Annotated in this window: 11 protein-coding genes and 1 pseudogene; 11 read left to right on the plus strand and 1 reads right to left on the minus strand. The window is 51.4% G+C overall.

Annotation, left to right across the window (positions count from 1 at the left end):
- From IE090_RS11750 to IE090_RS11765, 4 genes are all read left to right on the plus strand, one after another.
- A complete protein-coding gene (locus tag IE090_RS11750; RefSeq protein WP_189388580.1) occupies positions 1-594 on the plus strand; it encodes a sigma-70 family RNA polymerase sigma factor in 594 nt (197 codons plus the stop codon).
- Entirely contained in the window at positions 581-769 is a 189-nt protein-coding gene (locus tag IE090_RS11755; RefSeq protein ID WP_189388581.1) for a zf-HC2 domain-containing protein, read from the plus strand. The genes IE090_RS11750 and IE090_RS11755 overlap by 14 nt, the downstream gene beginning before the upstream one ends.
- Positions 770-923: 154 nt before the next feature.
- Positions 924-1,253 carry an HvfA family oxazolone/thioamide-modified RiPP metallophore gene (locus IE090_RS11760; protein ID WP_189388582.1) on the plus strand — a complete coding sequence of 110 codons (330 nt, stop codon included), beginning with the start codon at positions 924-926 and terminating at the stop codon, positions 1,251-1,253.
- A 56-nt stretch (positions 1,254-1,309) separates the two neighbouring features.
- Entirely contained in the window at positions 1,310-1,927 is a 618-nt protein-coding gene (locus IE090_RS11765) for an HvfX family Cu-binding RiPP maturation protein (protein ID WP_189388583.1), read from the plus strand.
- Here IE090_RS11765 and IE090_RS11770 read toward each other — a convergent pair.
- Positions 1,924-2,847 carry a lysophospholipid acyltransferase family protein gene (locus IE090_RS11770; protein ID WP_308428504.1) on the minus strand — a complete coding sequence of 308 codons (924 nt, stop codon included), beginning with the start codon at positions 2,845-2,847 and terminating at the stop codon, positions 1,924-1,926. The genes IE090_RS11765 and IE090_RS11770 overlap by 4 nt on opposite strands.
- Before the next feature lie 86 nt (positions 2,848-2,933).
- On the opposite strand from IE090_RS11770, the gene IE090_RS11775 reads away from it, so the two are divergent.
- The 7 genes and pseudogenes from IE090_RS11775 (at position 2,934) to IE090_RS11805 (ending at position 13,473) form a co-directional block, all read left to right on the plus strand.
- Complete coding sequence (locus tag IE090_RS11775; RefSeq protein ID WP_189388585.1) at positions 2,934-4,574, plus strand: response regulator; 1,641 nt, start codon at positions 2,934-2,936, stop codon at positions 4,572-4,574.
- Positions 4,571-5,203, plus strand: a complete 633-nt coding sequence (locus IE090_RS11780) for a sensor histidine kinase (protein ID WP_189388586.1) — start codon at positions 4,571-4,573, stop codon at positions 5,201-5,203. The genes IE090_RS11775 and IE090_RS11780 overlap by 4 nt, the downstream gene beginning before the upstream one ends.
- Before the next feature lie 285 nt (positions 5,204-5,488).
- A pseudogene (locus IE090_RS11785) lies at positions 5,489-6,564 on the plus strand (IS3 family transposase).
- Between the two features lie 157 nt (positions 6,565-6,721).
- Positions 6,722-8,965, plus strand: coding sequence for an Ig-like domain-containing protein (locus IE090_RS11790; RefSeq protein ID WP_189388587.1), 2,244 nt, complete (start codon positions 6,722-6,724; stop codon positions 8,963-8,965).
- Positions 8,966-9,070: 105 nt separating this feature from the next.
- Complete coding sequence (gene glyQ / locus IE090_RS11795; protein ID WP_094059181.1) at positions 9,071-10,051, plus strand: glycine--tRNA ligase subunit alpha; 981 nt, start codon at positions 9,071-9,073, stop codon at positions 10,049-10,051.
- Entirely contained in the window at positions 10,051-12,132 is a 2,082-nt protein-coding gene (gene glyS, locus IE090_RS11800) for a glycine--tRNA ligase subunit beta (protein WP_189388588.1), read from the plus strand. The genes glyQ and glyS overlap by 1 nt, the downstream gene beginning before the upstream one ends.
- Before the next feature lie 72 nt (positions 12,133-12,204).
- Positions 12,205-13,473 carry a hypothetical protein gene (locus tag IE090_RS11805; RefSeq protein ID WP_189388589.1) on the plus strand — a complete coding sequence of 423 codons (1,269 nt, stop codon included), beginning with the start codon at positions 12,205-12,207 and terminating at the stop codon, positions 13,471-13,473.

Below are 13,473 nucleotides of genomic sequence, written 5' to 3' on the forward strand. Positions count from 1 at the left end.
ATGAGTCATGAATCACTCGATGACCAAGCATTTGTTGAGCAAGTGCGTGACCAAATGCTGTCGTTTGCCCGTTCTCAGCTTAACCATGAACAAGAAGCTGAAGACGTGGTGCAAGAGGCACTGGCTGGGGCACTGCGCAATATGGAACGCTTCGCACATCGAGCGGCGTTGCGTACTTGGATTTTCACCATCCTGCGCAACAAGATTGCCGATACCTTACGCAAACGCTATCGCAACTTGGAAAGCGATTCTTACGATGAGTGTAATGAATGTGGGGATGGCGACGACTCATGGTTTGATGACAGCGGCCATTGGCAGGCTCAGCACAAGCCCAACAGCTGGCAGGGCACAGACCAACAGGCGTTAAGTGATGATTTCTGGCGTATTTTTGATTACTGCCTCAATCACCTGCCAGCAGAACAAGGGCGCGTTTTTATGATGCGTGAAATGCTGGAACTCAGCAGCGCAGACATTTGCCACAACCTGGCACTGTCCACCAGCAACCTCCATGTGCTGCTGCATCGCGCACGGCTGCGTCTGCGCGAATGTCTCAGCAACCATTGGTTTGAAGGGGAGCATCATGCTGAATTGTGAACAAGCCACTCGCCTGCAGTCGGACGCCATGGAGCGGCCGTTATCCATGCGTGAAAAAATGGCGCTTAAAATGCACACCACCCTCTGCAGTGCCTGCCGCCAGTTTGGCCGCCAAGTGGGCACGCTGCGCGACCTTACCCGCCAATACCGCGATCGCCCTGATCAAAAAGACTGATCGCGCACCGGTTTGTGAACCAGTGCGCGTTTCCTCCCACCGGCTGAATTTTTTTGCTGGGCTGTTGTAATGAACGCGAGCCTTTGGCGACAAAGGCAGTACGCAGGCTAAGAGCCCTTGCTCAACCCGTTAATTCAACAGATGAGAAAGCCCTATGAAAAAGTCATTCAAGCCCGTTTCTGCCTCTTTAACCGCCGCCTTTTTACTGAGCGCCGCAGCCACCAGCCAAGCCGCCACAGCGCCGGCTGATAATCCTTTTGCATCACAACCCCTGAGCCAAGGCTATCAACTGGCCGATAAGCATGCTGAGGGTAAATGTGGCGAAGGCAAATGCGGCGGTAAAGCGGAATCTGAAGGCAAATGCGGTGAAGGTAAGTGCGGCGGCAAGGCCGAGTCTGAAGGCAAGTGCGGTGAAGGCAAATGCGGTGGCAAAGCCGAATCTGAAGGCAAATGTGGCGAAGGTAAGTGCGGCGGTCATAGCTGATCACGCCGACCGGGGGAGCGATTCCCCCAGCCTTACCCTTCACGCTGGAGCACAGAATGAACCCATTGTTACGCCTCTATCAGCCGGCCCACCGACGGCTGCAACAAACGTCCATCGCAGAGGGCTTGGCGCCCTTGCTGTTGCGCCTTTATCTGGCCCCGGTGATGCTGCAGGCCGGCTGGAACAAACTCAGTCACTTTGACGACACCGCCGCCTGGTTTGGCAACCCAGACTGGGGCTTAGGCCTGCCTGCGCCTGAGCTGATGACCGCCTTAGCGGCCGGCACCGAGTTTTTTGGCGGCCTGCTGCTATTGCTGGGGTTAGCGGTGCGCTGGATCAGCATTCCCTTGATGGTCACCATGTTGGTGGCAGCCTTTGCCGTGCACTGGTCCAATGGCTGGTTGGCCATTGCCGATGCATCCAGCTGGCTGGCCAACGAGCGAGTATTAGAAGCCGCTGAGCGACTGGAGCGGGCCAAATCGATTTTACGTGAGCACGGCAACTACAGCTGGCTGACGGGGCGCGGCTCGGTGGTCATTCTCAACAATGGCATTGAGTTTGCCGCCACGTATTTCATCATGCTGCTGAGCTTGTTCTTCACCGGCGGCGGGCGCTACACCAGCATCGACTATTGGCTGGCCCGGCGCTTTAACTTGTTACCGCACCAGCGTTAGCGGATTTTTGCCACCCGGTACGGGTTTTTGCCGTTATCGGGCTGGCGCTTAAAGCGTTTGTAGGTCCACTGATACTGTTCTGGGGCATGCTGCACACAGGCTTCAATCGCCTTATTGAGGGCCGTCGCAGAGGTCACCGCATCCTCGGAATAGATATCATCGTCAGGTTTTACAAAGTGAATATCGAAGCCCTCACCCTTGGGCAAGCGGCGAGTAAAACCAAACAAAGCCACGGCATCGCTGCGCTGCAGTAACTCGTGGCAGAGCTTGGGCGTCAGAGCTGGCATGCCCATAAACGGCGCAAACACACCGCTGCGAGGACGCGGCTCCTGATCTGGCAAAATACCGACAAACTCACCGCGTTTAATGGAGCGAAACAACTCTTTAACGCCGGCGGATGTGGTGGGCACCAGACGTATCCCCGTCTTCTGTCGGCTATTCAGCATCCAGCGATCAAGCACCGGATCTTTGGCTGGCCGATACATAGCTACCACGTCAGTGAGCTGGGTAATGTAGTGATTGAGCACTTCCCAGTTGCCCAAATGCGGCACGCAAAACAGAACCCCTTTTTGCTCTGCTAACGCTTGCTGCAAATATTCTAGGTTGTGGACATTGCGTACCAGCGACAAACCCTTTTCTGGGCTGGCTCCCCATAACACGCCCATTTCCATCGACACCATACCGGTCTGACGCAGCGTTTCTCTCCACAACTGTTGGCGTTCTTGATCGCAGAGCTGTGGATACACCAGCTCTAGATTCAAGCGCGCCACCTCGCGTGAGCGATTGCGAAACCGTGACAGCAAATAACCGATACCCGCCCCCAAACGCTGCGCCCAACGCAAGGGAATCAGCCCTGATAACTTCAAAATGGCAACAATGATATGGCCCATCCACATACCCCTGTAAAGCAGAGCCGGCAGTGTACGCCACCATCAGCTGCAGGCAAGCACTCAGCCGAGAGAAGTAGGCTCTGCTAGACTCAGCTTACTCATGGAATGGCGGCACTATGATCAACTTAGAAAACGAGCTGGCATCACAGCGCATCCTTATCATCGACGATCTGGTTGAAGCGCGCACCTCATTGAAAAAAATGATGGTGACGCTGGGAGCAAGTCACATTGATACGGCTGTCGATGGCAACGAGGCCATGAAGTTTCTACACGAGCATGACTACGACATGGTGCTGTCTGACTATAACCTCGGCAAAGGCAAAGACGGGCAACAAATCCTTGAAGAAGCGCGCTATAGCCAGCGCCTGCGAGCAACGGCTTTGTTTATTATGGTCACAGGTGAAAACGCCGTTGATATGGTAATGGGTGCACTGGAGTACGATCCAGATGCCTACCTGACCAAACCCTTTACCCTCAACATGCTGCGCGAACGGCTAACACGCATTGTCGACATCAAATCGCAATTGCAGGGTATCAACCAAGCTGTTGATGACGGCCGCATTGACGATGCCGTGACCGAAGCTGAAATCGTCATCAAACAACACCCCAAATTATTAATGCCGCTCACCCGTATTCTCGGCCGACTTTATATGCAACAGCAGCGCTATCACGAGGCGATTCGCATTTATTCTGATTTATTGAATATTCGTTCGGTTTCCTGGGCGCGCTTGGGCCAAGCTATTTGCATGCACCATTTAGGTGACCCGCATGGAGCCATCGCCCTATTAAAGCAAACGCTGTCGAAGCACCCCTTATATGTGCAGTGCTACGACTGGCTAGCTCGTATTATGCTTGAGCTCGAAAAGCCAGAAGAAGCACAGCAGTTTTTACAAAAAGCCGTCGACATTTCGCCCAAAGCGGTATTGCGACAAATGGAGCTAGGTCAAATAGCCGTTGCCAACGAAGACTATGCTACAGCCGAGTTGGCATTTGATGCCGCAGTGCGCCTCGGGCGTTTTTCCTGCTACAAAAACTCAGATAACTATTTGCATTTTGCCCAAGCAGTGCAGTCGCGTATTTCACCAGAAGGCGGTCGTGATAGCCGTGTGCGTGCAGATAAAGTCATGCGTTACGTAGAAGAGCTGCGCCAAGATTATGCTGGCAATAGCGGAGTAATGTTCGACAGCAGCATCGTCGAGGGCAAAACATTCCACCGACTGGGCCAAGAAGAAAAGGCTCGTAAATCTGCCAACCATGCCGAGGAAATTCTTGCGCGCATAGAAGACCCCAGCCTTGATCAGCAACTGCAAATGACCGAAGCCTATATAGAAACCGACCAGCATGTAAAAGCCAAAAAGCTATTACGCAAGCTGCAAAAGCAAGGGTTAGATGAAAATGCTATCCAAGAGGAATGGCAACGCCTAGAAAGCAAGCTCAACGAAATAACCGTTAGAAAATACACTACTGAGCTCAATGCCAGAGGCGTGGATTGCTATGAAAAAGGCTTATTAGAACAAGCCGTTGAAGCCTTTGATGAGGCCGCTGACTTTGAAGAAGCAGGTGTCAGCGTATTACTAAATGCCATTCAGGCTAAACTCAGCTTTATGGAAGAAAAAGAAATTCGTGTCAGCTATCTAAAAGATTGTCACAAAATGTTTAAACGTATCGGCCCGATTGGCGACACCGACGAGCGCTTTGAACGCTACGATAGATTAAAAAACACCTATTTACGCTTAAAGCGAGCTGCCGGTTTATGAAGTTTGATCAACTAGTTGGTGCCGTTATTCATGACCTAAAAAACCAGTTGCAAGCTTTATTGGACTATGAACGCGAAGCGATCGAGCAAGTCCCTGAAAACTATCATCAACATCTTACCCCCATTTTGCAGCGAACCAACCGCTTAAAAAATGACACCCTGCAGCTGGTTAGCCTATTTCGCTTAGGCGAGCAGCGTCACTTCCCCCTCGACGATGCTTGGCCAATGGATACGGTTAATGACGCCATCGAAGCCACCTCGCTGCAATTTCCAACCATTAAATTTCATAATCAAATAGATGAGCAATGCCAAGGTTTTTACAGCGAAATGTTGCTGCATTTAGCCATCATCACCCTCATTACCAACAGTGCACAAGCTGGCGCCACTGAGATCTGGTTTAAAGCCAGCGACGAGCACGGATTTACCATAACGATCGAAGACAATGGGCCAGGCTTTCCTCCCGAAATCCTTAACGGAGAGTGGGACTCCAGCAAGCGCGAAGGCAGCGGCCTAGGGCTGTATTTTGTCGAACTGATTGCCGACCATCACCGCCAAGGCGAACAGCACGGTCAACTCGACATTGCCAACCGTACGCCCACAGGGGCACGCGTGACGATTCGTTTGCCGTAGCATTGCCAATAAACTGCAAAGTTCACAGGTACTAATTGACTGGAATATCACTGTGAATCATCATTCGGCCCACGAAGAAAATCACGGATGAAATTATGATTTCCTACAATAAAACTTCTTTATCAATCATTGCCACTGCACTATTAACTGCATGTGGTGGTAATTCAAGCAACTCTAGTCAGCCAACAACAGGGCCGGATCCAGTAGAACCCCCGGTAATCCCCCCGAAAAATAACAGCAGCCAAAAGTAGAATTTTCTCGTAACCTAAGCGTAGGAGATTCTGTATGAAAAAATCACGTTACACAGACAGCCAGATCATGGCGATCCTCAAGCAAGCCGAGGCTGGCACGCCTGTGCCGGAGCTTTGCCGTGAACACGGCATGAGCAGCGCGACATTTTACAAATAGAGAGCCAAATACGGTGGCATGGATGCCTCACTCATGGCACGCATGAAGGAGCTTGAGGAAGAAAATCGACGCCTCAAGAAGATGTACGCCGAGGAGCGCCTCAAGGCCGAGATTATTCAGGAAGCCATGGCAAAAAAGTGGTGAAGCCCCAGGCGCGGCGCATGCTCGCTCAACAATCTGTCGCTGAGCGGAAAATCAGTATTCGTCTGGCCTGTCAGATATTCGCCGTGAGTGAAACCTGTTACCGCTATCAGCCCATACTCAGTGACGAAAACGCTGAAATCGCCCATCGGCTTATAAAGCTAACTGATGCAGAAAGCGACTGGGGTTTTGGCCTGTGCTTCGATTACTTACGCAACGTCGAGGGCCGCTCCTGGAACCACAAGCGTGTTTATCGGATCTATTGTGAGCAAGCACTGAATCTACGTATTCGACGTCGGCGCCGTTTAAAAAGGCAGGCCCCCGAGCCGTTGAAGGAGCCCATCAAACCCAACCAGGTTTGGTCGATGGATTTTATGCATGACCAACTGGCTGATGGTCGCCACTATCGGCTATTTAACGTCATCGACGACTATCGGCGTGAAGCACTGTGCACCGAAGCGGATTTTTCGTTGCCAGCCCCCAGGGTTATTCGAGCACTGAATCAGCTACTGGAATGGCGGCCTAAGCCCACTGCAATACGCTGTGACAATGGGCCGGAGTTTATCAGTACCGAGTTTGTTAAGTGGGCCAGACTGCATGGTATTCGAATTGAATACATTCAACCTGGAAAGCCTCAGCAAAATGCCTATATCGAGCGTCATAACCGTACAATGCGGTACAGCTGGGTCAGCAAGCACCTGTTTGAATCAATTGAGGAAGTTCAGGAGTATGCAACGAACTGGCTGTGGTTTTACAATCACAATCGGCCGCACAAGGCCAATGGAGGCAAGCCACCTTTGATGGCAGCCTAACTTCTACTTTTAGCGTCAGTTAAAAATGGGGGGATTACCATAGCTATTAGCTTAAAATCTTACGTTGATCAATAGTCCTTACTCAACAATGATCTTAATGATAAAGTTGGTACCTTATGCAAGATACTCATTGTTCATACTTTTCTAGGATAAAGATATGCGTTACAAACTGCGCCTAGCTAGCAAAATTTTTATTACATCAAGTATCGCTCTTTTGTTTGGCTGCGATAGCGACAAAAATAGTAGCACACCCGAGCTACTTACTTTCCATCATAGTGAAAAAGAATATTTGATGGTTGGGCAAAGAGTTGTCAACACCATCTCGAACCATGAAGTAGAAAACATAAAGTACACGAGCTCTAACGAAAATGTCGCCAACGTTTCTGATACTGGTGTTGTAACTGCCATTTCCGAAGGGAGTGCGACTATTTCCGCCAGCAGTGGTGAAAGTACCGCATATTGGGATGTGGAGGTAGCTCAACCTTATCCTATGACCGTGTGGTTTGGAGAGCAAACAAGCAGTATTGACACACGTCAGCTACCTGATAACACCCGCTACTACCATACTCATCAGGAGCAATGCAGCTTTTCTGACATACAAAACTGCGCCACTGAGCTATACCCGATCGATGGTATCATTACTAGTCCTGACTTACACAACACATTTCTATGGGTTGTTCATCATAGCAAGGCCTATCGACAGTTTCTTACAACAAAAGACTTTCTACCCCATAAGGTGCCCTCTACCTTTTCTAAAGATGGAAAATTCTTAATTTACGAGGAGAAGGATAGCGAATTATGGGCGACACGAGATGGCCGAGATTGGTGGCTAGAAAGCGATAATATTGCGCTTGCTTATGATGAGAGTTATCAAACAATGAGGGCTCTTAATCTCATTGATTCTACACAAGTCCAAGAGCGTATTTTTCTACTGTTACAAGGATCTAACCAAGTACAGTTATTGGTTTCAGAGGATGGTTCTGATTGGCAAGAAATAAACTTACCAATTGCTACAAATCTCTTTACCTCTGGGTCTGGCTTGATCGCGGCTAATGACCAGCTTTTTTTACATACTTCAGAGAAGCTATTTCGCTTAGAAGGTGATCACTCCTGGAGTCAACATAAAGCTCCTGAGTTTTTTAATAGTATTGTTGAAGACTTTAGCTACGCTGGACGTTCATGGGTACTTTCAGGAAACGCTATGAGACCCGATTACCCTATCGAAACCATTTCTATTCACCACAGCATTGATGGCATTAATTGGGAACCACTGAGTAATAGCGAGATCCCCATCCACACTTCAAAAACTTACCCACATTTAATTACCATGATTGAAGATGGCCACGCACGTGTAGCTGTATATAGTTACGATGTAATTTCACCCCGCTACAACAGCCGCTGGCACTCAGAGAATAGTAACGATGTGCTAACCATTAGCCCTAGCGGTGATGTTACACTCTCCAACAAGCAATGGGTTGATAACCCTGGACAACAGTTCTCTGCCGACTATGCCTTTTGGAACGGTCACTATATTAATATTGGCCGGTCAAATCACTGGCCACAAAAAACCACCATGCTTTCCTACGATGGCTATCATTGGCATAAGCGCCAGCATAACCAATATGGCCTTGATGCATCTACTTGGTTGGAGGGGGATGACCAGCACTATTCTCCTTTAAACGGCTACGCTTACTCAGGTGATGGCAAATATCACTTTAAACGCACCCGCGATGGTATTCATTGGCAAATACTGCCCGAGCTTCCTGAAGCAGTCCTTGAAGAGGACTATGATCCTATGGATATTCGCTTCATCGGCGAACACCTTCTAGTTAAGGGCCAAGCATTCAAGCTTTCTCAAGTTGGTGAGGAGTATGCCTGGCTATCTAGCCAGACTGAGAATCTAGACAAGGCCATTTTGTCGAACCAGAAAGGTTGGTTTTGGCCACGCCAGCAACAAGGGCAATGGACTCTGATACAAGGAAACTCAGCAACCCCAGCAGCAGATCTGCCATTTGTACCGAACACGCAGCAGTTGCTTTACACCAACAGTGAGCGCCTGATCTTGCTAGAAGCTGGCAACTCAAACACTGTCTGGGTCTCAGAGGATGGCATCGACTGGCAGTCGCTCCCTCTGGCAAATATTTATACTGGTGTCGATATGACCGTGTGGGATTGCAAAGCAGGGAACGTCCACGATGCCTGTACAGATGCCAATGACCTTCTAGTTGGCCCCCAAAACGGCAGGGCACATTCCTATATGCTTGATGGTTATGTGATCACTCCAGACGAGCTGATTTTTCATGAGCCTGCCCCGCTACCGACTGCAACCCGTACCGGCCCAAGTCAAGAGGATACTGCACGAGCCCAAGGCTACGATATCTTTTTTAAGTCCATGCATTGATGCCAACAGCCCGCTCCCTGCGGGCTGTTATCCCGCCCCACCACTGCTATAATCCGGCCCTTTATTTTCCATGCGCGCGCAGGCGCCAAGCCAAGGTGAACCGTTGTGAGTCAAAGCCGCCACGATATTAAAACCTTTCAGGGTCTGATCGCGGCCCTGCAGGAGTTCTGGTCCGATCAGGGCTGTGTCATCAATCAACCTCTCGATTTGGAAGTCGGTGCCGGCACTTTCCACGTGCATACCTTTTTGCGTGCCGTTGGCCCAGAGACCTGGAACTCAGCCTATGTGCAGCCCAGTCGCCGTCCTACCGACGGTCGCTACGGCGAGAACCCAAATCGCCTGCAGCACTACTATCAGTTTCAGGTGGTCATGAAGCCATCGCCGCTCGATATTCAAGAAAAGTACCTCGACTCGCTGAAAGCCTTGGGTATTGATCCGCTGGTGCACGATATTCGTTTTGTCGAAGACAACTGGGAAAGCCCCACTCTGGGCGCCTGGGGCTTGGGCTGGGAAGTCTGGCTCAACGGCATGGAGGTGACTCAGTTCACCTACTTCCAGCAGGCCGGTGGCCTGGAGTGTTACCCCGTGACCGGCGAAATCACTTATGGTCTTGAGCGTATCGCCATGTACCTGCAAGAAGTCGACAGCGTGTACGATCTGGTGTGGACCTACGGCCCAGATGGCAAAGCCGTGACCTACGGCGATGTGTTCCACCAAAACGAAGTTGAGCAATCGGAGTACAACTTCGAGCACGCCGATGTCGACTTCCTGTTCCAGGCCTTTAACCAGTATGAGAAAGACTGCCTGCGTTTAATCGACGCGGGTCTGCCGCTGCCTGCCTATGAGCAAACGCTAAAAGCCTCACACACCTTCAATATGCTCGATGCCCGTGGCGCTATCTCAGTCACCGAGCGTCAGGGTTATATCCTGCGTGTCCGTACCATGGCGCGCGCCGTTGCCCACGCCTACTACGACAGTCGTGCAGAAAAAGGCTTCCCGCTGGCTGAAGAGTCCATTCGCCAGGAAGTGTTGGCCAAATGGCAGGCCGCCAAAGATAAAGATGCTCAGACCCAGGAGAAAAAGTAATGAGCCATAACAGCTTTTTAGTCGAACTGGGAACTGAAGAACTGCCACCGATGGCGCTGAAAGGACTGGCGCAAGCCTTTGCCGATGGCATCGTCGCTGGCCTCACTGACGCCAAGCTGGAAGTTGGCAAGGTCGAAATATTCGCAGCGCCGCGTCGCATGGCCGTGCGCATTGCTGATCTGGCCGCTAAACAAGCCGACCAGGAAGAAACCCTGTTTGGTCCGCCAGCCAAAATTGCTTACGACGCCGACGGCAATCTGACCAAAGCCGCGTTAGGGTTTGCCTCACGCGCTGGCATTGATGCCTCTGAGCTGGTGGAAGCACCGGAGTCTGAAGGCAAAAACGCTGGCAAGCTGATGATCAAACGCACCATCGCCGGCAAAAACACCGTTGAGCTGTTGCCCGAGATCGTCCAGCACAGCCTGGAGAAATTACCGATTCCTAAGCGCATGCGCTGGGGTGCTACCCGGGTTGAATTCGTACGCCCGGCGCAATGGCTGCTAATGCTGTTTGGCGATCAGGTGGTCGACGCTGACCTGCTCGAGCTGAAATCTGGCAACACCTCACGTGGCCACCGTTTCCATGCGCCCGGTGATGTCGTTATTAGCTCACCTGAGGCCTATGAAAGCACACTGCGCCAGGCCTATGTGATGGCCAGTTTTGCTGAGCGTTCTGCCTTGATCGCCGAGCAAGTCAAAGCTGCTGGTGAAAAGCTGGGCGGCCAAGCCGTTATTGACGATGATTTGCTGGAAGAAGTCACCGCCCTCAATGAGTGGCCCGTGGCCTTGGCCGGCAGCTTTGATGAAGAATTTTTGACGGTGCCAGCGGAAGCTTTGGTGTCGTCGATGAAAGAGCACCAAAAGTACTTTCATGTGATGAAAGACGGCCAGCTGCTAAACCACTTTATTACCGTGGCCAATATCGAGTCGAAAGACCCGCAGCAGGTGATTTCCGGTAACGAAAAGGTGATTCGCCCCCGCCTGGCTGACGCCAAGTTCTTCTGGGATACCGACCGCAAGCAAAGCCTGGCCAGCCGTTTCGACAAGTTAGAAAACGTCGTCTGGGTCAACCAGCTCGGTACCATCGCCGATAAAGCCCGTCGTATTTCTAACCTGGGGCAAAAAATTGCCACGGCGATGCAAGCCGATACCAGCTTGGTCGCGCGCGCCGCTCAGCTGTGCAAAAACGACTTAGTATCGCAAATGGTGTTTGAGTTTACCGACCTGCAAGGCCTGGCCGGTAAATACTACGCCGAGCACGATGGTGAGCCCGCCGATGTCTGCGCGGCCATGGTCGAGCAATATATGCCCGCCTTTGCTGGCGACGAGCTACCCGCCACGGCCACCGGTACCGCCATTGCGTTGGCTGATCGACTGGACTCTTTGGTTGGCTTGTTTGGCATCGGCCAGCTACCGACCGGTTCTAAAGACCCCTTTGCTCTGCGCCGGGCGTCTTTGGGTGTGCTGCGTATTCTGGTGGAAAAGAACATCGACTTGGACTTAAGCGAGCTACTCGACTGGGCCATCGATAACCAATGGTCTGTGGAGCTAAAAGCCGAGACCAAAACCATACTCACCGAGTACTTGCTGGATCGCTTTAGCGCTTGGTATCAAGACGCCAATATTCCGGCCGAAGTCTTTATGGCTGTACGCGCGTTAGGCGTGACTAAGCCGCTCGATATCGATCGTCGTGTTAAGGCCGTACACAGCTTTTATCAGCTGGAATCGGCACAAGCCCTGGCCGCCGCCAACAAGCGTGTTTCCAACATTCTGGCTAAAAACGGCGGTGATGCAGTGATCGCTGAGGTCAACACAGCATTGCTTAGCGAAGCAGCCGAACAGGCGTTAGCTGAGCAAGTGGCGGCTAAGCGTGATGTGGTCACACCTATGATTGCCGCTGGTGACTATCAGCCTGCGCTTGCTGAGCTGGCGGGTCTGCGCGGTGTGGTTGATGCCTTCTTTGATAACGTCATGGTGATGGCCGATGACGACGCCGTCAAAAACAACCGCTTGGCACTGCTTAAACAGCTGCAAGGTTTGTTTATTGCCATCGCAGATATCGCCTTATTGAATCAGGGCTAACTTGCCTGATCGCCTTTCTTCCCCCGCCTAGCGGGGGAGTTTCTTGCTGTGAATATTTCACAAGGATACCCCATGAATAAACACGCTTTATTACTCGCAATGTTAACGGCCACGCTGGGTTTGACTGCCTGTGGCGGAGGCGGCAGCTCCAGTTCGGGTGACGATACGCCGGAAACTCCGGATACCGGCACTGGCGGCGACAGCAATGGTGGTACTGATGGCAACAATGATGGCGATACACCACCCGCTAATAACGCCTTAACCATGACATTTGAGTTAGGCGACTCCTACTACCTGGCCGTGTTAGACAGCAATGGTGAGTGGCAGCAAAAAACAGGTGAGTCAGAAGTCGTGGTCGACGTGGCCAGCAGCAGCGACCCCGTGACCTACTTGTATCTATGCAAGGACGGAGGCAGTGCGAACTACAGCTATATGCGCACTTTGTATTTGGCACAGCCATCAAAAACGCGCTTATGCCAATATGATTCGTCGGCCGAAGATGCGGGCAATGTTGCTGTGCAAAGCCAAGGAGCCGATGTCATCGATATTATTATGAACGACATCACGACAGCGAGTTCAGATGGGGACTTTATTACCGATATCGACTTAATAGGTCGTGACGTACCGCGTACCTACTTAGCCGTGGGTAAAAACGGTGACGACTACTTTATCCAGCGCCGTGAAGGCTTGCAGTTGCAAGGTGGCGATACCCTAACCATCGATTTTACCAGCGATGATACGGTAAAAGTCTCACCCGCCACGGCAACGGCCGATGCAATGGAATATGGCCTAGTTTACCGCACGCTAGACTCTGTTAGCCGTTTAACGCTGACGTTGGATGACAACCGCTATATTCCCATTCCTGCGGCCTTGATGCGCGATGGCGACTGGTTTGACGAGTACTATCGCTTTAGCGATGAAACACGCTTTAAGCGCGCCACCCAGGCACCGCAGTCTGAGGGCTTTATTCAAGCTTCACTGCCACCGGTTACACTAAGTAATGTGAGCTATAGCCAGGATAAACTCACAGCTTCTGCACCTCTGCTGGGTGATGCACCTGAGTCGCTGCCTCATGGTTTTGTATCCTTGAGTTATCGACTGGAAACAGACAGTTATGAATACTTTGGTTTCAATCAGCACATTATGTTGCCGCAGGGCCACACTGGCGTTGCCACCATTCCTGCTGTCGACCTGACGGCACTGCCAGGGTTTCCGCAGTGGGGCATGTTTGACTATAACGGTGATCATTTAGCGGGCTGGCAGTACGGATACTCTGCCGCTTTGGCTGGCTCACTTGAGCAAGACGCAGCATCTTTGTATCGCCGCTCGCAGCCGGACTAA

Origin of the sequence: Bacterioplanes sanyensis (assembly GCF_014652515.1) — a bacterium.
Taxonomy (GTDB): Bacteria; Pseudomonadota; Gammaproteobacteria; order Pseudomonadales; family Oceanobacteraceae; genus Bacterioplanes; species Bacterioplanes sanyensis.

Excerpts from the sequence above, each read along its gene's own strand:
- IE090_RS11750 (WP_189388580.1), top strand. The coding sequence starts at position 1 with ATGAGTCATGAATCACTCGATGACCAAGCATTTGTTGAGCAAGTGCGT.
- IE090_RS11755 (WP_189388581.1), top strand. The coding sequence starts at position 581 with ATGCTGAATTGTGAACAAGCCACTCGCCTGCAGTCGGACGCCATGGAG.
- IE090_RS11760 (WP_189388582.1), top strand. The coding sequence starts at position 924 with ATGAAAAAGTCATTCAAGCCCGTTTCTGCCTCTTTAACCGCCGCCTTT.
- IE090_RS11765 (WP_189388583.1), top strand. The coding sequence starts at position 1,310 with ATGAACCCATTGTTACGCCTCTATCAGCCGGCCCACCGACGGCTGCAA.
- IE090_RS11775 (WP_189388585.1), top strand. The coding sequence starts at position 2,934 with ATGATCAACTTAGAAAACGAGCTGGCATCACAGCGCATCCTTATCATC.
- IE090_RS11780 (WP_189388586.1), top strand. The coding sequence starts at position 4,571 with ATGAAGTTTGATCAACTAGTTGGTGCCGTTATTCATGACCTAAAAAAC.
- IE090_RS11790 (WP_189388587.1), top strand. The coding sequence starts at position 6,722 with ATGCGTTACAAACTGCGCCTAGCTAGCAAAATTTTTATTACATCAAGT.
- glyS (WP_189388588.1), top strand. The coding sequence starts at position 10,051 with ATGAGCCATAACAGCTTTTTAGTCGAACTGGGAACTGAAGAACTGCCA.
- IE090_RS11805 (WP_189388589.1), top strand. The coding sequence starts at position 12,205 with ATGAATAAACACGCTTTATTACTCGCAATGTTAACGGCCACGCTGGGT.